Source organism: Paenibacillus sp. G2S3, assembly GCF_030123105.1.
Lineage (GTDB): Bacteria > Bacillota > Bacilli > Paenibacillales > Paenibacillaceae > Paenibacillus_AQ.
On record NZ_CP126095.1, the window covers coordinates 986,545 to 1,007,066 of the forward strand.

A 20,522-nucleotide genomic window follows, 5' to 3' on the forward strand; every position below is an offset into this window, starting at 1 on the left:
TACTTTTTAAATATAGTTATTTATTCTAATGAAATACAACGAGCAACAGGTACAATATAAAGAATATTCTAGATTTGAAGGAGGGAAGTCTTATGATCACTGAAGCTGAGAAAGTAATGTTGCAGTATTCGTTTATCGATCCAATCATTGAATTCATTAGACATAATGAGAATATTACATTTAAAGTGACCGACAAAACGGATAACAAGGATTATTTGTTACGTATACATAAACCAATATCTGAAGGGTTCTCAGGCTTACAACATACCCGAGATGGATTACAGGCAGAAATGTTTTTTCTGCGAGAAATCGATCAGAAGAACATACTAAAAGTTCAAAGACCTGTTCTAAATCAAAAAGGGGAACTGGTTACTGAATATAGTTCGGAGCAATTTGGTACCAGTTTGGCAACTCTATTAGAATGGATCGAAGGCTCGACGCTTACCCAAGATGAAGACAATATTGAACAGATTGTTTATAGATTAGGTAGAAATCTTGCCAGTTTACATGAATTCTCACGAACGCTAATGCCCTTGGAGTTACATAGACCTGTATACAATGTCACAAAGATTGATGAAACTTTAATAGAACTTGGAAAGGGAACAGACAATGGAGCCCTTATTCAGGAGGACTACGAAGTTATTAGTAGTGTTCTACTCGTAGTAAAAGAACAACTAGCAGAACTAGACGCTAGGGACAACTCATGGGGATTCATTCATGCTGATTTTCAACTGGGGAATGTTATTGTGTCAGAACAAAACCCTATATTAATAGATTATTGTTTATTTGGTTATGGTTACTACCTGTTTGATTTGGGCTCAGCATCTTCCATGCTGAAAAGTAAGCTCCGTAAAACGCTTTTGGACGGTTATGCTTCTAAATCAAGCTTTTCGCTTGATGAGATTCGGTATATTGAAGGACAAATATTTATGGATATTTTTATTAGTTACGTATTTTTTATTCATGACCCTGAGAGGAACGGCTGGATAAAAGAGCACGCCTCCAAAATATGTAGCACGTTATGTCGCGATTTTCTTGAGGGGAAAGAGGTATATTATTCGTTTCTCGATAATTGAAATGGAAGTCATAGGTTCTTGTGAACAGGGTAAAATGGCAACAAAACACGAATAGCATTTAATATAAGTGAAGAACCTGCACGTGGAATAAATGCAGGAACAAAATCAATGGATATCTACTTGTCTGCGAGTAGCGATACTATAGTCAAAGGATTAAAAGTTGGTTCAAGAAAAAAATAGCGTCAATTGCGTCTTGGTTACGCTTTTGACGCTATTTTTGTTTTAGTGAGGTCCTTTGTTCTTAACTTGTGGCATAGCCTATTTAATCTCTGTTTTGGCAGAGGGCGTGTGGTTGAATTTGAAGCGTCTTAGGGTTATTCCATCTTGATCAATTAGAAAAAGACGTAACGTGGTGACGGATAGTGGTTTTGCATAGCCACGGTTCACCTCACCAATACCATGAAAAAACCGACCAAGGAGTCGGTTTTTTTGATTTTTTAGTTATGATAAGGAAATTCTTTTAATAGGCTAACGTGCAGAGTAGTGGAAGAAAGAGGAGGAAGACTGATTACGGAGAACATTATAATTTAAGAATTACGCGACCACGGCCAAACTCAGTAAACTATAATTTATATTCATTAAAAAAGAGTGTGATTGTAGGGGAGGAGTAGCTAATTATGAGGAGATTCTACTTAGTTTTGCTTAGTATGGTTATTTTGTTTTTATCGGCTTGTCAATCATCAGAACAATTAAAGCCGATTAAAGAAGAAACAATTAATTTTGATATAAACACTGCAAATGAAATGGTTGAGAAGAAAGAAAAAATGATCATTGATTTAGCGTTGCGAGAAAAGGTGTCAGAACTGGAGTATAAGGAATTAGAAAAATCTTTTACCGAAGAGTTTGGAGTCCATGCTAAGGATATTCTATCTATATTATTTATCAATAATATGGATTCCGATCCCGAGTCAGATATGTATGTACAACAGAACACATTATATCCAACTGTCTTTCATAAAGGAATAACTATAACAAATGCGGTCATTTATAAAAGTTACTTCGAGAATGAGTTTTTTAATCAAACTAGATTAAGCATTAAGGAAGAATATGTTGGTGATGATGAGAAATTAAAGGATTGGAATAGAGAATATATTTTTACTCCAAACAAAAATGGAGAGTGGGAATTAAATGGATTTTCTGGAGTGATGAATTACTTGGGAGAAGATTATAATATGAATTATATAGAATTAAAAAGATAAATAGTTAATCATTGAGGGTCATTATGTCAATATGGCAAAAGAATCTCATGGAGCACAAGCTACAAATTACCGAGGGGTCTTTTGCATACGATAGGAATTGTCTAATCCATATTGTTCAACTAACGGGAAACTATAGTTCAATTAAACAGCGACAGTCTAGGGCTTTCTTTTCCCCGTCCATGACCGTCGCTGTTTCTATTATTATCCGCGCTGCCCACGGACACAGGAGCATTTATTTGCTAAAAAGTAGCTCATTTGGGCCTTTCGCGGACTCCAGTGCAGCTATTGGCTAAAATCGGTGGTAATATGAGGTGTTTTGGAGTGAATAGTGCCTTCTAGGTCCGATAGCTGCCCCAAAAGGCATTTTTTTCGTAAATAGCGACTAAACAGTCCGTTAGACAGTGAGGACCCCCGCCAATCGTAGATCGTCCCCCCTACAGTCACGCACTCCCCCATCCAATCGTACACTCACCATGCAAGGTACACTTACCTCCCAAGGTACACTCGTCGTCGCTTAAGGCAAGCTCATCCAACCAATCCTAAGCTCACCCAACCTATCACACGCTCAACCCCATCACTTACATTCTCCCGCCAACCGTATGAGGAACGCCCCAGATAGTCACGCGCTGAGCACAGCATTTTCATGTTTTGATAAAAGGATGACCTTTTTCCCCATAATCTACATTGACTTGGGTTTGTCTCACCCCTATGATGATTATTAATATAAAATAAATGGCACGAAGAGGAGCGAAACATCATGGCTTTGGAGATCGAACGCAAGTTTCTGCTGCCGGAATTTCCGGAGCAGCTTATTCAAGAAGGCGAATTGAAGATTGTGACCCGGCATAATATCGATCAGACGTATCTGGCGATAGACGGCGGACAAGAGCTGCGTGTACGTAAAATTACGGATCTGGACTCAGGTGAGGTAACGTATACACACACGTTTAAGGATGGCAAAGGGATCAAACGCGAAGAGATCGAATATTTTATCTCGGAGGGTTTATATAATCAGATGATTGAGGCAGTAAATGCGGTAGCCTTGGTCAAAGAGCGGATTACGGCAGTGTGGAATGACACAACGGTTGAGATCGACGTCTATTCTCAGCTGAAATTGTCCGTTCTGGAGGTTGAATTTGAATCCTTGGAGGAAGCGGAAAGCTTCCAGGCACCGGAATGGTTCGGCAAGGATGTCAGCACGGAACGGCAGTACAGCAACAAAACCGTCTGGAAAGAGCTACAAAATAAGACAAAGAATTAACGGACTTTAGCGCGTAAACGTGGTAGTATATAGGGAAAACAAGCAACTATAAAGTGAAACTTATATTTATATATATTATATAGAGGGGTTCAGGAGGATGAGCATGAAGTATATAAGCACAAGAGGCAATGTGGAACCTAAAGGCTTTATCGATACGGTGTTGATGGGACTTGCCGATGACGGCGGATTGATGGTCCCTTCCGAGATTCCTGTCGTTTCAGCAGCTACTTTGGAAGAGTGGAGAAGTCTTAGCTATCAGGAGCTATTTCTGAAGATCTTCGCTTATTACACTAATGATGAGATTCCTTTAGAAGATTTGCAGGAAATGGTCAACACTAGTTATGGAAATTTCCGCACGCCGGAAGTAACGCCTATTCACCAAGTGAATGATTCCTTATATGTACTGGAATTGTTCCATGGTCCTACTTTTGCCTTCAAAGATGTAGCGTTGCAGTTTATGGGTGAGCTGTACTCTTATATTTCCAAAAAGCAGAACAAGATCATCCACATCCTCGGAGCAACCTCGGGGGATACTGGGGCGGCTGCCATTCAGGGCGTTCGTGGTAAAGAAGGAATCAAGATCTGTATTCTTCATCCCCATGGTAAGGTAAGTAAAGTGCAGGAGCTGCAGATGACTACGGTTGATGACAGTAATGTACTGAACCTGTCTGTTCATGGTAACTTTGATGATTGCCAGAAGGTGATTAAGGATCTGTTCGCGGATCTCGACTTTAAGAGTCGCTATCATCTGCGTGCGATCAACTCCATTAACTTTGTACGTATTCTGGCACAGACTGTCTATTATTTCTATGCGTATTTGCATGTCGATGGCAGCAGCGAGAAGAAGATTAACATCAGCGTGCCTTCCGGTAACTTCGGTAATATTTTCTCCGGATATTTGGCGAAGCAAATGGGATTACCGATTAACAAACTGATTATCGCAACGAATGAAAATAACATCTTGGAGCGTTTCGTGAATACGGGTGAATATAAACCGGGCGGCTTCACAAGCACATACAGTCCTTCTATGGATATCCAAGTGGCGAGCAATTTTGAGCGGTATTTGTATTATTTGGTAGGCGAGGATTCCGAGAAATTATCTGCATACATGTCCAAGCTGCAGACTGAGGGTAAGATTACGCTCGAAGGTGAAGCACTTCAGCAGGTGCAACGGGATTTTGCAGCGCTTGGCGTGAAGAATGATCAATGCTTGAATACAATTGCTAAGTATCAAAAAGAATTTAGCTATCTACTTGATCCGCATACTGCATGTGGAATCGCGGCTTACGAGGCTTTTAATGGCTCGGATGAGATTGGGATTTCCTTTGCGACCGCGCATCCAGCTAAGTTCGATGAGGCGATTACGCTGATCGACATAAAGCAGGAATTCCCGGCACCAATTAAAGCGTTGTTCGAGATGCCACAACACCAAACGGTAGTGGATCATGACAAGGATGAAATTGTGCGTCAATTGCAGGCTTTTTATAAATAAGTTGTAACTCAATATGGCACAGCAGGCTCCTGTTCTTAAGTTAAGAATGGGAGCCTTTTTTAACGTTTCAGAAAATATATTTGGGGTCCCCGCAAAGTACCTGATTATGCATCGAAGCAAAGGCCCACTTTGTGGGGATGTTTAACTGCATTCTTCGACAAATAATGTCGCTGTTTACTATGAATAGTTTGATATCGACAAAAGATAAGGAGTGGTTCTTTTTTTCACAAGGACGATCTATCGGAATTTGTCGGAAATTTGTCCTGAAAAGTAGACATGACTACCCAGAGAGTGAGAAAATAGCATATAGAGATTTAGTAAGAACTAAAAAGGACGGGATTATCATGACAATTCGTTTCGGGGTCATTGGAACAAACTTTATTACTGACCGCTTCGTGCAAGCCGGCTTGGAGAATGAGGAGTTTATCCTGACAGCCGTGTACTCCCGCACAATGGAGAAAGGTCAGGCCTTTGCTGCAAAATATGCTGGAGCTACAATTTATACGAATTTGGAAGATATGGTTTCCAGTAAAGATGTCGATGCTATTTACATTGCAAGCCCGAACTCCATGCATGCTGAGCAGGCGATTATGTGCTTAAATCATGGCAAGCATGTGCTCTGTGAGAAACCAGCTGCCTCAAACAGTGCGGAGCTTAGAGCAATGATTGAAGCCGCGCAGAACAATGATGTGTTGTTGGTAGAAGCAATGAAATCGACCTTCATGCCGAATTTCGGAGTGATCAGAGACAATTTGTATAAAATCGGCCAAGTTCGCCGTTATTTCGCGAGCTACTGTCAATATTCATCGAGATATGATGCCTATCGGCAGGGAACGGTGTTAAATGCTTTTAACCCAGCCTTCTCTAATGGCTCGTTGATGGATCTTGGCGTTTACTGTTTGTATCCTATGGTAGTGTTGTTCGGGAAACCAAATTCTGTGCAGGCCGTGGGTCTTATGCTCTCTTCTGGAGTGGATGGCGAAGGAAGCATCGTTATGCAGTACGATGATATGGACGCAGTTGTGATGCATTCCAAGATCGCTGATTCCTATTTGCCAGCTGAGATTCAAGGGGAAAGTGGTACAATGGTGATCGATAAGATCAACCAACCTTACCAAGTGAAGATTCATTATCGTGACGGGACCGTCGAGGAGCTTACACAGCCTCAGGTGTTCGAATCTATGTATTATGAGGTTGAGGAATTTATCAACTTAATTAAGAACGGAGACCGGGAAAGCAGAATTAACACGCATGCAAATTCCTTGGCGGTAGCAGAGGTTATGGAGGAAGCTAGAGCACAGATCGGCCTCCGCTATGCCGCAGATCTATAAATAGAAGGGGAGCAGCACTTGAAGACTTTTAAAAAGGTATATATTGAAATAACAAGCGTCTGCAACCTTGCCTGCAGCTTTTGTCCACAAACCGCACGAACGAAGAACTTTATGAAGCTCGATACTTTTAATACAATATTAGATGAAATTAAGCCACATAGTAATCATATTTACCTTCACGTAAAAGGTGAGCCATTGCTGCATCCCAAGATAGGTGAGCTGCTGGATGCCGCACATGCCAAAGGGTTCAAGGTCAATATTACAACCAATGGCACATTGATTCATAAAGCTGGGCCTAAGATTCTTGGCAAACCTGCACTACGTCAGATGAACTTCTCTCTGCACAGCTTTGATGGGCATGAGGGTTCTGAGAACCGCGAAGGGTATTTGGCGGAAATTATTTCTTTTGTACGGGAAGCTTCCGCGCAAGGGGTGATTATTTCGTTCCGGCTGTGGAATTTGACGGAGGATAATCTGACCAATCTGGAGAAGAATCGTAACCGTGAGACCCTTGCTGTGCTAGAGGAAGCCTTCAACCTTGATTTCAAGATCGAGGAAAAGGTTGTGCCTGGCAGTGGCGTCAAGATTGCCCCACGCGTGTATCTCAATCAGGACCATGAGTTCCGTTGGCCTGCACTGAACGAGCCGGAGGATGACGGAAAAGGGTTCTGTCATGCGCTGCGCAGCCAAGCGGCAATCCTTGTGGATGGTACCGTTGTGCCGTGCTGTCTGGATGGTGAGGGAGTCATTAACCTCGGAAACATTCATGAGACTCCGTTCTCAGAAATCGTAGAGGGTGAGCGAGCGAACAATCTATTTTATGGATTCTCTCGTAGAGAGGCGGTAGAAGAGCTGTGCCGCAAGTGCGGATATCGGCAACGGTTCGGAACTTAAATGTTGGAATGTAAACAGAACTGGGACATGGCTATTTCATGAGTCCTGGTTCTGTTTTTTAATTAACGGGAGTGTATATATAATAATAAGTCTTTATAATCTCCATTTTGGAGCGAAGGAGGAGTATATGCTGAAATCGCTGGAAGCCATCACCTTATACCATGAAGGAATACAAGATCATTTGGAGGATAACCTCTGGCTGAAGCTTATTGTCCAAGCGGAGGAGCAAATTGTTAATTTGGAACGTGTGGAATCTCTAGAGGAGCTGGATCGCAGGAATCCTGTGCTGGATTATGTGGAACGCAGTTTGCAGATTCTGGATCAACTTCCCTGCTCAATTTGGATAAAAGAGCTTGTGGAAGAAACGTTAATCTGGTCAGAAACGGCTAAGGGTGGCACATTGAAGGAGCGGTTACTTTGGCAGAAAGAAGGCATTAACTGTTTTGTACATAACATTGGCTCCGCACAATTATACGGGAAACATTTGGGCGGAACTGTCTCTGAAAAAAGCGCGTTGATTGAGCGGTTAATTGAAACCCATGGACTCATAGGACAGCAAATTCGTGGGGAGGTGCCTCCGGAAGTAAATAAGCCGCTGCGTGATCTTGTGGAAGAACAGTTACTGACTGCCGAGGAACTTGAACGCTTACTAACCGTACTTAATCATTGCATCATCGGAGCTGTATCCCCCGAGCTATGGCTGAATGTAGAGCATGAAGTGAAGCAGCTTATCGCTCTGATTTCATCCGGTGAACTTGCTAGCCCAATGCCGATGAAAGAAAGACTGCGCAGAATGCGGCTAGGTCCGATCTCCAGAGGAGAGGATTTTACTACGGAATGGGCAAAGCTGACACAGGAAGGCTTCCATGCGGAACGGTTGGAGTCTTTAAGTAAAACTATCTTCTGGTATGTGGAATCTGCAATGCAGACCTTCTCGTTGGAGCAATTTCTGAAGGTGATGGTGCTTGCTGCGCGAAGGGCTCAGAATGAACCCTTACGCCATATCAGCTTCGAGCAGGTTATGAACAGTATTTACTATGACTATAAGGGTGTTAAGAAGATCAATGTTTATAAGAAGCGAATTATAGAAAAATATTTATCGGAGCTTACATGGGAGGCTATCGAAAAAGGGACTTTACCTGCTGAGAACCCTCATCTAATGCTTCGGCCATATGCTAAGGAACATCTGCCCGACACGCTGTTTTTTCAGTTCCAATTCTCGGCAGCGGCAGAGAAGCTGATCGAATTCTGTATGGAAGCCGAAAAGTCACCTTTGTATGAACGTGCTGTATTGCTGTTATTCGATCTGTTCGAGCTACGCAGGGACGCCTTCGACCGTTTTCATAATGAAGATACCTACTTAAGTCAAATGAATGACACAGCAGATTATAAGGCTGTGATCCTGGAGCATGTCACAGGGCAAAAAGTGCTGGATATCGGCCCAGGCGGCGGTGTGCTGCTGGATTTGTTGGAAGAGCGTATGCCAGAGATTACCTCAATCGGCATTGATATATCGAGCAATGTAGTGGAAGCTTTGCGGCAGCGCAAGCAGCGGGAAGGTCGTCAATGGGAGGTCCTGCAGGGAGATGCGCTGAACCTTAAGGATTTCGTAGAGGCTGGAACGGTGGATACGGTAATTTTTTCTTCGATTTTGCATGAGCTATATTCTTATGTGCCGCTTAATGGTAAAAAGTTCAATCATGACACCGTTTCGGCCGCTCTGCGAAGTGCCTTTGATGTATTGTCAGTGCGCGGGGCTATCATTATTCGTGATGGGATTATGACCGAGCCCACAGCTTTGCTGCGGAGAGTTCGCTTTCTGGAGGAGGACGGTATGGCGTGGCTGGAGCGTTATGCGAAGGATTTTGCCGGACGTCAGATTCAGTATCAGAGATTAGGGGAACAAGAAGTGCTCATGCCCGTAAATGATGCCATGGAATTTTTATATACGTATACCTGGGGCGAAGAAGCTTTCATTCATGAGGTTCAGGAACAGTTTGGTTATTTTACTCCGACGGAGTTTGCCTCATTTATTGAACAGATTCTAGGAAAACAGGCGAAGATTGAAGTCTTCCGGCATTACTTGCAAGAAGGTTATACCGAAGCGCTGCGCGACAGAGTAAGGTTCATGGATGAGAGCGGACAGGAAGTGGCGCTGCCGGACAGTACCTGCTTTATTGTGATTCGGAAGGAATAGCCGTAGAACAACATCATCTGCATCTAAAAAAGCAATCGGCACACCCTCTGATGTAGAGGAGGTCCGATTGCTTTTTCAATATAGAGAAGCTTGTCCTTGTTAGATTAGTATTTCTAGCTGCGACTTCTCAGAATCTTCTGCTAAACGCTGAATTTCTTGGTAGGTGGCTAATTTCTCTGTCCGTTCCTGATCTTTAATTTTATCTCCGGTTTCTTTTATGGTATCGCCTAACGTTTCGTTCATTTCCGATATTCTATCTTCGATTTTGGATAACTGCTCACGTTTGGCTGTTGCAGAAAGAGTAGAACGAGCTTCATCCAATTCGATTTCCTTGGTCAGAACTCTTGCCTCGCCATGCATCTTAGTGTGGGTAGAAGAAACTACCTCCATTTGTGAAACATTTTGGCTTATAGCAACAATCGTAATCAATCTTTCGTTCTGTATCTCTTGCTCGGTTTTAGGTTCATCCGATGGATCTGCTTTTTGAGCATTTTCTAAGTTCTTTTGTTGCTCTTCGAAGTTGTATTTTGCAATTTGTTGGTCAATCGTTTGGAGCTGCTTGTCGAATTCCTTAAGTTGATCTTGAATAGAATCAAGGTTATGTGAGTTTTTGGTGGTTCTTTCAATTAGACTGTTCTTACTATCGATGATACTTTGTTTTTGTTTAAGCAGGGAGTCAACCATTCCACCCATCTTGGATTGACTTTGAAAAGCCGCCGTTGCGGATTTACTTATTGATAAGTTGTCTCCACTGCTACTTGTCTTGATGTTTGAATTTATGGTTTTATCGTTGGTTTGGTGACTAACAGCTACATTAAACCTCGTTCCCATAGCTGAGGTCATATTCGTTATATGCATGGCTCATTATCCTCCTACGACGATAAGATCTATCTATAATATATCGGTAGCTCAAGAGGAAGAATTAATAAAGAGAGCCGTAGCTTCAGAATGACCGATGAATAGAAGTTAAACAGCAAGATGTCAACGGGATCCCTTCCTAAACTCCGAAGGCGAGCATTTCATCGCTCTGCGAAACACTTTAATAAAATAGCTCACATTATCAAATCCGACCTCGAATGCGATGTCGGATATTTTTCTGTCGCTTTGTTGCAGTAGATCAGCGGCTTGGCGAATTCGGTAAGAGTTAATGTAATCTACTGGAGTCTTTCGGGTCATCTCTTTGAAAAAACGGCAGAACTGTCCTTCACTCATGGGAATCAGCTCGGAGAGGTCACGGGTTCGAATGGGCTCCTGATAGTTATCCTGAATATAGAGAATAATTTTCTTAAGACGATTGATTTTAGTAGTATCAGCGTCATCCAGCTGGCTGCGGTTCACGAAACGATCCTCAGGGGCAATCTGCGAGAGCATGATGAGTAGTGTGCCTTTAATAAAAGCTTCAAACCCGGGAGATTGCGCAGCATAGGCGTCCATCATACGTTCTAAGTGTCGCAGGAGTTCATTGTGCCATTTCACAGCGGGTGTTAGGTGGCGAGGAAAGCTTTGTCTTTTCTCCTGAAGGGGTAAGATGGTGTTCTGCTGGATCGCATCATATTGGGCACTATCCAGAAGATCAGGGAGAAACACAAGTGCGCAGAATCTGCAGGGAGTGTCCTCGTGCAGTACATAGGCGGCGTGAATATCACCCGATTCGATAAAAACAGCCTCACCGGCTTTAAGCGGGAAATATTCGGTGTCCACCTGAAACAGAATTTCTCCTTCTAGCAGCATAAAAAACTCCGCTTCTTCATGCCAATGGGTATCGAGTACATGTGTTCCAGCCGGCAATTCTATCCAATAAGCTGCAAGCGGAAACATGCTGTCGCCATGCACTCTGTCTTCTTTTAGCAAACTCTGGGTTGTACGGTCCATAAATGCCACTCCTTTCGTGAAAAACATCAAAATAGTGTTATAAATGAGCTATATAGTATTAGTTTTGTTTATTTTTTATCGGTATAATGCAACTATAAACACCAAATTGAAAGGTGGCAAGTACTCAATGAAATTTACTGATGGTCTCTGGCTGGTGCGTGATGGTATCACGATTAACGGTGCAGTTCAAAATTATGTTGTAGAAAAGACTCCAGAAGGATTAACAGCAATTACTCAAACAACTCCAATCACAGGGCGTTCAGCGACGTTGAATTCAACCCTGCTTACTGTAAAATTTCATTCCCCGCTTCCAGGTGTGGTAGGGGTTAAAATTATTCATCATGATGGCGTACAAGAACGCGGTCCGGTCTTCGAACTTACAAAAGGCACTGGCGATCATGTGAAAATTGAAGAAACCGATTCAGAGACTGTGCTGATTAGCGGCGGACTTCGTGTAGTGATTCGCAAAGGCGAGCAATGGGCAGTGGATTTCTATCGTGGCGACGAGAGAATTACAGGTAGCGGTTACAAATCAATGGCTTATATCACGGATCAAGACGACAACACGTATATGCGTGAAGAGCTGGATCTCGGTGTAGGCGAATTCGTATACGGTTTGGGCGAGCGTTTTACCGCTTTTGTTAAGAATGGACAGACCGTAGATCTTTGGAACAAAGACGGTGGTACTAGCTCCGAGCAAGCTTATAAGAACGTTCCTTTCTATGTAAGCAGCAAAGGTTACGGGGTATTTGTTAACCATCCTGAGCTCGTTTCGTATGAAATCGCTTCAGAAAAAGTGAAAAAAGCGCAATTCAGCGTAGCTGGAGAAAGCTTAGAATACTTCGTGATTGATGGTCCTACCATTAAGGAAGTTATTAGCAACTATACATCACTCACTGGCAAGCCTGCGCTTCCGCCAGCATGGACATTCGGCCTGTGGCTGACAACTTCTTTCACTACCGACTACGATGAAGCAACCGTAAATTCCTTCGTAGATGGTATGGCAGAGCGCGATTTACCACTGAGCGTATTCCACTTCGACTGTTTCTGGATGCGTGAATATCAATGGACCGATTTCCAGTGGGATGAGCGCGTATTCCCTGACCCAGTAGGCATGCTGAAACGCCTGAAAGATAAAGGGCTGAAGATCTGCGTATGGATCAACTCTTATATCGGGCAACGTTCCCGCTTGTTTGAAGAAGGCAAGAAAAATGGTTATCTGCTCAAAAAACCTAACGGTGACGTTTATCAATGTGATTTGTGGCAAGCGGGCATGGCACTGGTGGACTTCACCAACCCTGCGGCTTGTGAATGGTATGCCGGCTATCTGCGTGATTTGGTAGATATGGGCGTAGATAGCTTCAAGACAGATTTCGGCGAGCGTATTCCTACAGATGTAGTTTACTTCGACGGATCTGATCCGATGAAAATGCACAACTATTACACTCAACTGTACAACAAGGTTGTATTTGAAGTGCTAGAAGAGAAGCTTGGTAAAAATGAAGCGGCATTGTTCGCACGTTCTGCAACTGCCGGTGGCCAACAGTTCCCAGTTCACTGGGGCGGTGACTGCTACGCAGATTATGAATCCATGGCAGAGAGCCTTCGCGGTGGGTTGTCCCTAGGATTGTCTGGTTTCGGTTTCTGGAGTCATGATATCGGTGGCTTTGAGAACACGGCTCCGGCACATGTATTCAAACGCTGGTTGGCGTTTGGACTATTGTCCAGTCACAGCCGTCTGCATGGTAGCACTTCGTACCGTGTGCCTTGGGCTTATGATGATGAAGCTTGTGATGTTACCCGTTTCTTCACCAAACTCAAATGTAGCTTGATGCCTTATCTGTATGATGTAGCAGGACAGGCTCATGAACATGGCTGGGCTTCTATGCGGGCTATGGTTATGGAATTCCCGGAAGATCCAACATGTGAAGTACTTGATCGTCAATACATGCTGGGTGATTCCTTGCTCGTAGCTCCAATCTTCCAAGAAGACGGAGAAGCGAAATACTACTTGCCAGCTGGGCGCTGGACGCATCTGCTTAGTGGCGAAACTGTACAAGGCGGATCATGGCGCAAAGAGAAATATGATTTCTTCAGCCTGCCACTGTTCGTTCGTCAGAACTCCTTGCTGGCAAGCGGCAGTGTGGATAACAAACCAGATTACGACTATGCAAATGGCGTGAAATTTGGTCTGTATTCACTTGAAGATGGCACTACGACTTCTGCAACCGTTCGTGATCTCAAAGGTGCTCCTGAATTGACTGTGAAGGCTGACCGTAAAGGCAGCGTCGTAACAGTTACTGCAGAAGGCAGCGGTAAAGAATTCTCGCTTTCCCTTAAAGATCTGGGAGCTATCGCTTCAGTAGAAGGTGCAGAACAAGTCGATGAAACTACAGTAAAAGTAAACGCAGGTGCGAAATCTGTATCGTTTACCCTTACATTGAAATAAGACTGTTTCTCCAAGTATATTGATATAGCCATAACCTCTCCTGTACACTGGGTGGACGATCCGTTCCCTTGGTTTATTGGAGAGGTTTTAGTGTTACAATCTTACTGAATAACGGGGAAAGCGTTATGAATACTAATTTAACAAAGGGAAGTGGAGTATTGAACCAGACGGATTATACCTCAGCAACGGTTCTTTCAACTGCAGCGAATTTTATAATGAATAGGCAAGAACCGTTTACGCATACCTTCCGGACTTATATTCGTTTAAGGGAAAACGGTACGTTGAAGTTAAAGTTCTGGCATAGCAACTCGGTGGATTCTACATGGGATCAAGGGCAAGAAGCTGTAGGCAGTGAACCTGGAGGCGACTGGGTTATCGAGACAGCTTATATCGCTGACGGAGGAACAGAACCAGTCGGAACGATAACTGAAAATACACAGCATGCGATTACCTTTGAGGGCAAAGCCTCAAAAACCGTTGCGGCTGGCGAATGTTTCTGGAGTGATGAGACAAGCATTGTGCTACCGGAGGGTCATTACTTGGCGTTTACGTGGACGATTAAGACACTTACTGCAGGTAAATCGATTCCTTTCAATGTAGAAGGGATGCTGGCAACAGCTTATGACGCGCCCGGAAATCTTGCCGCACAGGAATCAGCGGATGGTTTCACTGCGTCTGATAATCTTTTGGTACTGCCAAGCTTCATTGGGTATAAGAAATCTGTGACCAAAAGACTAGTATTCTTAGGCGATTCAATTACTCAAGGCGTGCGGACATTAAAGGATGAGTACGAATATTGGGTCGCGAGAATTGCGGATGGTCTTGGCACAGATATCGGTGTATGGAATATCGGTTCGGGCTGGGCTAGAGCTTATGATGTTGCGGCGGATGGTCCATGGCTAAATAAAGCTAAGCAATGTGATGAACTGATGATCGTACTCGGAGTAAATGATATTGATATCGGCTGCCGTTCCGCAGACGAGCTTCTTGGTGATTTGCAGACCATTATTTCTAAGATCAAGGATGCAAATGCTGAAGCTAGTATTATTCTAAGTACGGTGCCACCGTTCAATTTTCAGGGTGAAAGAGAAGAGACTTGGCGCAAGGTGAATGAAGAGATCTTGTCTAATCCGCCTATAGGTGTGAGCCGGGTGTTTGATATAGCGAGCTTATTGTCGCTGCCTGCACCGGACGATCACCGGATCAGACCGGAGTTTATGAGTGGGACAGACGACCCACACCCGAACGGCATAGCCGGTAAGACGGTCGCGGATGCCTTTTTAAAAATATAAGAAAATTTAAGTTTCACGCTATACATTATCCTTATATTTCTACGAGAAACGGTTGTCTTCCATAAAAGAGACAACCGTTTTCTCGTAGAATGGTATTAATCAAATTTTAAACTGGTATCGGTAGTCCTTGGGTGATGCACCAACCTGTTTTTTGAATACCTTGCTAAAATACTTCACATCATGAAACCCGACCATTTCGGAAATTTGCGATAGCTTTAGACGAGGATTCTGCATAAGCAATTTAGCTTTATCTATCCGGACGTTAACGATGAAATCGGAGAAATTAATGCCGTATTCCTGTTTGAATCGGCGTGAAATATATTCGCGGCTAACAAAGAACTTTCCGGCAATCTCCTGTAAGGATAGATCAGAGGCGTAATTGAGTTCGATATATTTCACGATATCATGCATAGGATTGCTTTCTTTAGCTTGTTTAGCGGCTATCACTTCTGACATTCGCTCCATCAGATCAAATGACCAGTCACGCCAAGCAAATAAGGAGAACGAGTAACCGTTCGTATAAGGAGCTGGGTGAAGCTGGTCGGCCTGTTCTAGCTCGGCTAGTGCGCTATCGGCATCAGGGCCTAACGTTTCTCGTACCAACTGGGAACGGAATAGTAGTGCATCATTCTTCCACGAGTTTAGGATCTCCGGTGTAACAACTCCGCCTCGGCTAAGCTCGTCCACCCAGTGCTGTGCTGCCGAGGACAATACATCTGGACTTCTGCTGATAACTGCCATTTTCCAGTCTTCCTTCACATGTGCAAAGATAATCGGCGATGCATTTCCGTGAATTTCTGTTTTTGCGGTTTCATTGCGTTCTTTAAACTCTTCGGAGGAAGTGGAAAAATGGCAATAATCCTCATGAATTAATAAATTTCTACGCTGTAAGGCCTCGGCTACCTCTGCACGCTGATAAGATAATTGCTTAGGCAGGCTGCCGATGCAGCTAATTCCGAAATGCATTCGGACCTGTAAAGTAGAGTAGATACCCTGATTAATTCTCCCTATAAGCTCGACAACAGACGTTTGGATATCCCATAGAATAATGGCAATCTCGGAAGGACCTCCCCAGTAACGAAAAGCAACTCCCTTACGCTGGCCTTGTAAAAATTCATTGCAAATATTGACGATAGCGTAGTTCATGAGCCCGGTGTCTCCTCCAAAACGTTTTAGCAGGAGATTATTTCCTGTGTCTATTTGCACCAGTACTAGGCGTGATGAGGAGACGTTTTCCGGGATAACGCCATCGCTACACAACCTTCGGAAGGATAACTCCGAGTTGATCGGATCATCGATTAGCGCGGATAGCAGCTTTTCTCCGTAGATAGGCTTGAACTCATTGAGCTGAATGCTCTGCTTCTGTCGTTCGCTCCGGTCAGCTTCCTCTGAACGCCAAGCAGCCACTGCCTTAGCGACTGCTACATTTATTGCCTCCGCTTCAATGGGCTTAAGGATATAATCAATTCCACCATGACGTACGGTCTGGCGCACGAACTCGAAATCATTATGTCCGCTGACCACAATAAATTTGATGTTGCCGGCAAATTCGTTAACCCATGTCATTAATTCTACGCCATTACCGGATTCCATCATCATGTCCATAATGACCAAGGCTGGTTTAGCTTGCCGAATGATCTCAATGGCTTCATTTCCGTTTCCGGCTTCCAGAATTTCATCTATTTGATGTGCGTCCCAGTCGACAAGAAGTCTAACAGCTTTTCTAACTCTCGCCTCGTCATCAACAATTAACGCCTTCATATCGTCTCACGCTCCGCTATAATGTCTATTTCCAGTCTTACAACCACTCCACCTGCTCTGAGGTTGTCCACAGTCAAGATGGCGCTGTCTCCGCATACGAGCTTGAGCCGTGCCAGAACGTTCGGCAGACCAATACCAGATCCTGTAGCTTCCTTGTCTTGCTCTGTATTTCTTAGTAAATCTATATCGGTTCTAGTGGAATGTTGAAGCTTCTGCCGCAAAAGATCTAGTTTCGCTGATGGGATAGCATTTCCGTTGTTTTGAATACAGATTTCCATTCGCTTGTCGCCCAATTTTGCCGCGGTGATCTCAACAAATCCGTCAGAGCGGGAATGGTTAAAACCGTGTTTGAAATAATTTTCTACAATAGGCTGCAGAATCATCTTAGGCATAAATGTATCTAAAAGAGCTTCCTCCATATCGTAACGGAAACTGAATTTATTTTCAAAACGTTCCTTCTGTAGTTCGATGTAAGCTTTGACATGATCCAATTCATCCTTAACTGTGACAATCTTCTCCTCATTGTACATGCTGTAGCGCATCATTTTCGCTAGCGCCGAAAGAAGAGAGTAGATTTGGGGTACTTTAAGCTCCAAGGCAAGCGTACCGATGATCTGCAAGGTGTTGTTAAGGAAATGCGGATTGATTTGCGCTTGCAAAGCCCGTAGCTCATTCGTTTTATTAGTTAATTCTAGCTTGTATTCTCTTAGGATCAGATTGTTGATCGTATCCATCATACTGCGGAACCGTTCTGTAACGACACCGATCTCGTCTTTGCCCATGGGACGGATATCGATATCAAGCTTCCCGGTCTGGACCTGATTCATGTAGCGGGTCAATTGCTTGATCGGGGCAGTGATTCGAAAAGAGATTAGGATCGTTAGCGTTGTAATTGTAATCAGCAGCAGGACCATTAGTGCTATATTGATCGTTGCCGCCTCATTGGCTTCTCGGAAAAGATAAGATACGGGAATCTGCTTCACCAACGTCCAATTTAACCCTGGACCTTCGATATTCTGGTAAATAAACATAGCTTTGTCCTCTTCAAAGTATCCTTGTGAGCTTTGATTGTCCCTGATATTCGTATCGTACCAAACTGCATTCAGTTTCTTGCCGTATTCTTCACTATTGTCCCCATAGACAATGTTTCCGTTGCCATCCAGCAGCCAGATGTTCTCCTGCTTCTGATCATATAACTGACTGATGATGTCGGTTAGAGCCGTTAGCTTGACATCAATCGACAGATAGCCAAGCGCTTTTGTGGTAGGGACTCTTTCGATTCTTCTGTGTAAGGTAAACACTGGCTCCGGTATAAATTGCGGGATCGGTGCCTTTAGGCCATAGCTATGACTTAAATGCGTACTCTGTAAAGATACCGCAGAATCGGTAGTGATCTTGGAGTCAGGATAAGGTGGAACACCCTGCCAACGTTTCGGTGTATTTTGGGTGAGTAGAGTGGCTTTGCTGTCCTTGACACCGTATAAGTAGACCTGAGATATGTCAGGCATAGATGATGAAATGTAATTCAGAGAAGAATAAATTCGTGCATTTGCTAGCATATCCTCGTATCCAGCTTTGAGAGATCTGTAGAATTCTGAATCTGAATAGACGATAAGGGAGAGTCGATTGATTTCCTGAATCAGACTTTCAATGTTTCTAGTCCCTTGAAAGAGAAGATTCGTATTCTCATCTACGGCTCTTGTTCTTAAGGATTGAGTACTAAAGTGGTAGCTTATAAACATCGTGGCCATAATACAGATTAGCGTTGGAAGTAGGATGAAAACGATCATTTTTGTGCGAATCGTGTTCCATTTCATCGAAATTTGTCACATCCGATCAATATTTTACACCTGAAAGATCACTTCCGTAGGTGTGAGGTGCGCTCAAAAAAACAGATAATATGTGTATAAAGCATAAACAAGTAAGTGAGCAAAAGAAAGGGGGGGACAATAAATGCGCGGCACTAAGTTGTCCCAGTTAGGTCAACAGGTATTCTTCGTTGGTCCTGCAGTTTTGTTTTTCACCTTAATAACGATTATCCCATTCATCATGGGGATGTATTACTCCTTCACAGACTGGAACGGTGTATCTGGTAATGTAAGTTGGGTCGGGTTTCAAAACTTCTCCACTATATTTACGAATGACCCCGATTTCTGGTCTTCCTTTTGGTTTACAGTAAGATTTACTGTGTTAGGTGTAATTTTGACTAACGTGGTAGGATTTTTCCTAGCTTATCTGTTAACGAAACCATTAAAGACACGTAACATGCTTCGGACCATCTTCTTTATGCCGAACGTTATTGGGGGATTGTTGCTCGGTTTCATCTGGCAATTTATCTTCATCAAAGGGTTCGCAACTATGGGAGACCTCACAGGCTGGTCATTCTTTAATCTTCCTTGGCTAGGTGATGCAACAACTGGCTTCTGGGCAATTGTAATGGTTTTTGTTTGGCAGTCTTCCGGTTATCTGATGGTCATCTACATTGCTTCTCTCAGTAACGTATCCAAAGAAGTATTGGAAGCGGCTGATATTGATGGTGCCTCCCGTTGGCAGGTACTACGCAGCATCGTAGTTCCGTTGATTATGCCGGCTGTAACCATTGGTTTGTTCTTGGCCATTTCTTGGTCCTTCAAAATGTTCGACCTTAACCTTTCCTTGACGAAAGGTGGACCGTTCAAATCTACAGAATCGGTTGCTATGAATATTTACAATGAAGCCTTCCTGAACAATCGTTACGGTCTGGGTACTGCTAAAGCGCTGCTGTTCTTCGTTATCGTAGCGATTATCACTCTGATTCAGGTCCGTATTACGAAGAGCAAGGAGGTAGAAGCTTAATGAACGCTAAGACAAAAAGCAGATGGAATATCGGCGTGGAAGTGTTGATGATTCTTCTGGCCCTTCTCTTCCTTTCTCCCTTTTATTTCTTGCTAGCGAACTCAGTGAAATCCTTCGGTGAAATTCTGAGTGATGCTGCAAGCTGGCCGCAGACTTTTATGTGGTCGAACTATACAAGTGCTTGGAAATTGGCACGTTTCGGTGAAGCTTTCCGAAATTCGGTCATCATAACGGTTATCAGTGTTATTCTAATCTCTCTGTTTAGTGCGATGGCTTCCTATCGTATGGTACGGGCGAATACGAAATTTAATCAGTTTTTGCTACTGTTGTTCGTAGCCGCAATGGTTGTTCCGTTTCAAACGATCATGATTCCAATCTTGAAAGTCGTAAATGTAATAGGAGTAAACAACTCCTTCCTAGGTCTGATCATTACGAATCTAGGGATCAGTGTTCCAATGGCAATCTTCCTGTTCCATGGTTTTATCAAGTCCGTTCCACTTGAAATTGAAGAGGCGGCAACAGTTGATGGATGTAATCCAATTACCGTGTTCTTCCGCATAGTACTTCCTTTGCTGAAGCCAATGGTAATGACAACGATCGTGCTAAATGCACTTGGGATATGGAATGACTATCTGCTGCCTTCCTTGATTCTTCAGGCACCAGAGCTTCGTACCATTCCGCTGGCGACCTTCTCCTTCTTTGGTCAATATACCAAACAATGGGATATGGCGCTTCCGGCTCTCGTAATCGGGATTGCTCCAATTATCATCTTCTATCTATTTATGCAGCGTTACATTGTTGAGGGAATAGCGGCTGGCTCGGTGAAAGGTTAACACCGAGCCCTCCGTTCCAAATATTTCATC

15 protein-coding genes are annotated in these 20,522 nt (G+C 43.5%); 11 read left to right on the forward strand and 4 right to left on the reverse strand.

What is annotated here, in order from left to right; all coding sequences use genetic code 11:
* Window positions 1–92: 92 nt before the first annotated feature.
* The 7 genes from QNH28_RS04350 (at window position 93) to QNH28_RS04380 (ending at window position 9,450) form a co-directional block, all read left to right on the forward strand.
* Window positions 93–1,076, forward strand: coding sequence for a phosphotransferase enzyme family protein (locus tag QNH28_RS04350; protein WP_283910312.1), 984 nt, complete (start codon window positions 93–95; stop codon window positions 1,074–1,076).
* 617 nt (window positions 1,077–1,693) lie between these two features.
* Complete coding sequence (locus QNH28_RS04355; protein WP_283910313.1) at window positions 1,694–2,275, forward strand: hypothetical protein; 582 nt, start codon at window positions 1,694–1,696, stop codon at window positions 2,273–2,275.
* Between the two features lie 757 nt (window positions 2,276–3,032).
* Window positions 3,033–3,536 carry a CYTH domain-containing protein gene (locus QNH28_RS04360; RefSeq protein WP_283910314.1) on the forward strand — a complete coding sequence of 168 codons (504 nt, stop codon included), beginning with the start codon at window positions 3,033–3,035 and terminating at the stop codon, window positions 3,534–3,536.
* Window positions 3,537–3,639: 103 nt separating this feature from the next.
* Window positions 3,640–5,028 carry a threonine synthase gene (gene thrC / locus QNH28_RS04365; RefSeq protein ID WP_283910315.1) on the forward strand — a complete coding sequence of 463 codons (1,389 nt, stop codon included), beginning with the start codon at window positions 3,640–3,642 and terminating at the stop codon, window positions 5,026–5,028.
* 344 nt (window positions 5,029–5,372) lie between these two features.
* Window positions 5,373–6,359: a Gfo/Idh/MocA family protein gene (locus QNH28_RS04370; protein WP_283910316.1), complete on the forward strand. Its 987-nt coding sequence runs from the start codon at window positions 5,373–5,375 to the stop codon at window positions 6,357–6,359.
* An 18-nt stretch (window positions 6,360–6,377) separates the two neighbouring features.
* Window positions 6,378–7,253, forward strand: coding sequence for a radical SAM/SPASM domain-containing protein (locus tag QNH28_RS04375; protein ID WP_283910317.1), 876 nt, complete (start codon window positions 6,378–6,380; stop codon window positions 7,251–7,253).
* A 127-nt stretch (window positions 7,254–7,380) separates the two neighbouring features.
* Window positions 7,381–9,450: a class I SAM-dependent methyltransferase gene (locus tag QNH28_RS04380; RefSeq protein WP_283910318.1), complete on the forward strand. Its 2,070-nt coding sequence runs from the start codon at window positions 7,381–7,383 to the stop codon at window positions 9,448–9,450.
* A gap of 99 nt (window positions 9,451–9,549) precedes the next feature.
* On the opposite strand, the gene QNH28_RS04385 is transcribed toward QNH28_RS04380, so the two are convergent.
* Together QNH28_RS04385 and QNH28_RS04390 are read right to left on the reverse strand one after the other, a co-directional pair.
* Window positions 9,550–10,308 (reverse strand): hypothetical protein, encoded by a 759-nt coding sequence (locus QNH28_RS04385; RefSeq protein WP_283910319.1) that lies wholly within the window; start codon window positions 10,306–10,308, stop codon window positions 9,550–9,552.
* 123 nt (window positions 10,309–10,431) lie between these two features.
* Window positions 10,432–11,322: an AraC family transcriptional regulator gene (locus QNH28_RS04390; RefSeq protein ID WP_283910320.1), complete on the reverse strand. Its 891-nt coding sequence runs from the start codon at window positions 11,320–11,322 to the stop codon at window positions 10,432–10,434.
* Window positions 11,323–11,449: 127 nt separating this feature from the next.
* Between QNH28_RS04390 and yicI the strand changes: the two genes are divergently transcribed.
* Together yicI and QNH28_RS04400 are read left to right on the forward strand one after the other, a co-directional pair.
* Window positions 11,450–13,771: an alpha-xylosidase gene (gene yicI, locus QNH28_RS04395; RefSeq protein WP_283910321.1), complete on the forward strand. Its 2,322-nt coding sequence runs from the start codon at window positions 11,450–11,452 to the stop codon at window positions 13,769–13,771.
* A 125-nt stretch (window positions 13,772–13,896) separates the two neighbouring features.
* A complete protein-coding gene (locus QNH28_RS04400) occupies window positions 13,897–15,063 on the forward strand; it encodes an SGNH/GDSL hydrolase family protein (RefSeq protein WP_283910322.1) in 1,167 nt (388 codons plus the stop codon).
* A 99-nt stretch (window positions 15,064–15,162) separates the two neighbouring features.
* Here QNH28_RS04400 and QNH28_RS04405 read toward each other — a convergent pair whose 3' ends face one another.
* Together QNH28_RS04405 and QNH28_RS04410 are read right to left on the reverse strand one after the other, a co-directional pair.
* Window positions 15,163–16,824, reverse strand: coding sequence for a response regulator (locus tag QNH28_RS04405; RefSeq protein WP_283910323.1), 1,662 nt, complete (start codon window positions 16,822–16,824; stop codon window positions 15,163–15,165).
* Window positions 16,821–18,641: a cache domain-containing sensor histidine kinase gene (locus QNH28_RS04410; protein WP_283910324.1), complete on the reverse strand. Its 1,821-nt coding sequence runs from the start codon at window positions 18,639–18,641 to the stop codon at window positions 16,821–16,823. The genes QNH28_RS04405 and QNH28_RS04410 overlap by 4 nt, the downstream gene beginning before the upstream one ends.
* 136 nt (window positions 18,642–18,777) lie before the next feature.
* On the opposite strand from QNH28_RS04410, the gene QNH28_RS04415 reads away from it, so the two are divergent.
* Both QNH28_RS04415 and QNH28_RS04420 read left to right on the forward strand, forming a co-directional pair.
* Window positions 18,778–19,659 carry a carbohydrate ABC transporter permease gene (locus QNH28_RS04415; protein ID WP_283910325.1) on the forward strand — a complete coding sequence of 294 codons (882 nt, stop codon included), beginning with the start codon at window positions 18,778–18,780 and terminating at the stop codon, window positions 19,657–19,659.
* The gene (locus tag QNH28_RS04420; RefSeq protein WP_283910326.1) at window positions 19,659–20,492 is read left to right on the forward strand and encodes a carbohydrate ABC transporter permease; all 834 of its coding nucleotides are present in this window, start codon (window positions 19,659–19,661) and stop codon (window positions 20,490–20,492) included. Before QNH28_RS04415 ends, QNH28_RS04420 begins: the two co-directional genes overlap by 1 nt.
* The last annotated feature ends 30 nt before the right edge of the window (window positions 20,493–20,522 follow it).

Coding starts and splice junctions, on each gene's coding strand:
- yicI (WP_283910321.1), top strand. CDS start 11,450: ATGAAATTTACTGATGGTCTCTGGCTGGTGCGTGATGGTATCACGATT.
- QNH28_RS04415 (WP_283910325.1), top strand. CDS start 18,778: ATGCGCGGCACTAAGTTGTCCCAGTTAGGTCAACAGGTATTCTTCGTT.
- QNH28_RS04390 (WP_283910320.1), bottom strand. CDS start 11,322: ATGGACCGTACAACCCAGAGTTTGCTAAAAGAAGACAGAGTGCATGGC.
- QNH28_RS04380 (WP_283910318.1), top strand. CDS start 7,381: ATGCTGAAATCGCTGGAAGCCATCACCTTATACCATGAAGGAATACAA.
- QNH28_RS04420 (WP_283910326.1), top strand. CDS start 19,659: ATGAACGCTAAGACAAAAAGCAGATGGAATATCGGCGTGGAAGTGTTG.
- QNH28_RS04350 (WP_283910312.1), top strand. CDS start 93: ATGATCACTGAAGCTGAGAAAGTAATGTTGCAGTATTCGTTTATCGAT.
- QNH28_RS04385 (WP_283910319.1), bottom strand. CDS start 10,308: ATGCATATAACGAATATGACCTCAGCTATGGGAACGAGGTTTAATGTA.
- thrC (WP_283910315.1), top strand. CDS start 3,640: ATGAAGTATATAAGCACAAGAGGCAATGTGGAACCTAAAGGCTTTATC.
- QNH28_RS04355 (WP_283910313.1), top strand. CDS start 1,694: ATGAGGAGATTCTACTTAGTTTTGCTTAGTATGGTTATTTTGTTTTTA.
- QNH28_RS04405 (WP_283910323.1), bottom strand. CDS start 16,824: ATGAAGGCGTTAATTGTTGATGACGAGGCGAGAGTTAGAAAAGCTGTT.
- QNH28_RS04370 (WP_283910316.1), top strand. CDS start 5,373: ATGACAATTCGTTTCGGGGTCATTGGAACAAACTTTATTACTGACCGC.
- QNH28_RS04410 (WP_283910324.1), bottom strand. CDS start 18,641: ATGAAATGGAACACGATTCGCACAAAAATGATCGTTTTCATCCTACTT.
- QNH28_RS04360 (WP_283910314.1), top strand. CDS start 3,033: ATGGCTTTGGAGATCGAACGCAAGTTTCTGCTGCCGGAATTTCCGGAG.
- QNH28_RS04400 (WP_283910322.1), top strand. CDS start 13,897: ATGAATACTAATTTAACAAAGGGAAGTGGAGTATTGAACCAGACGGAT.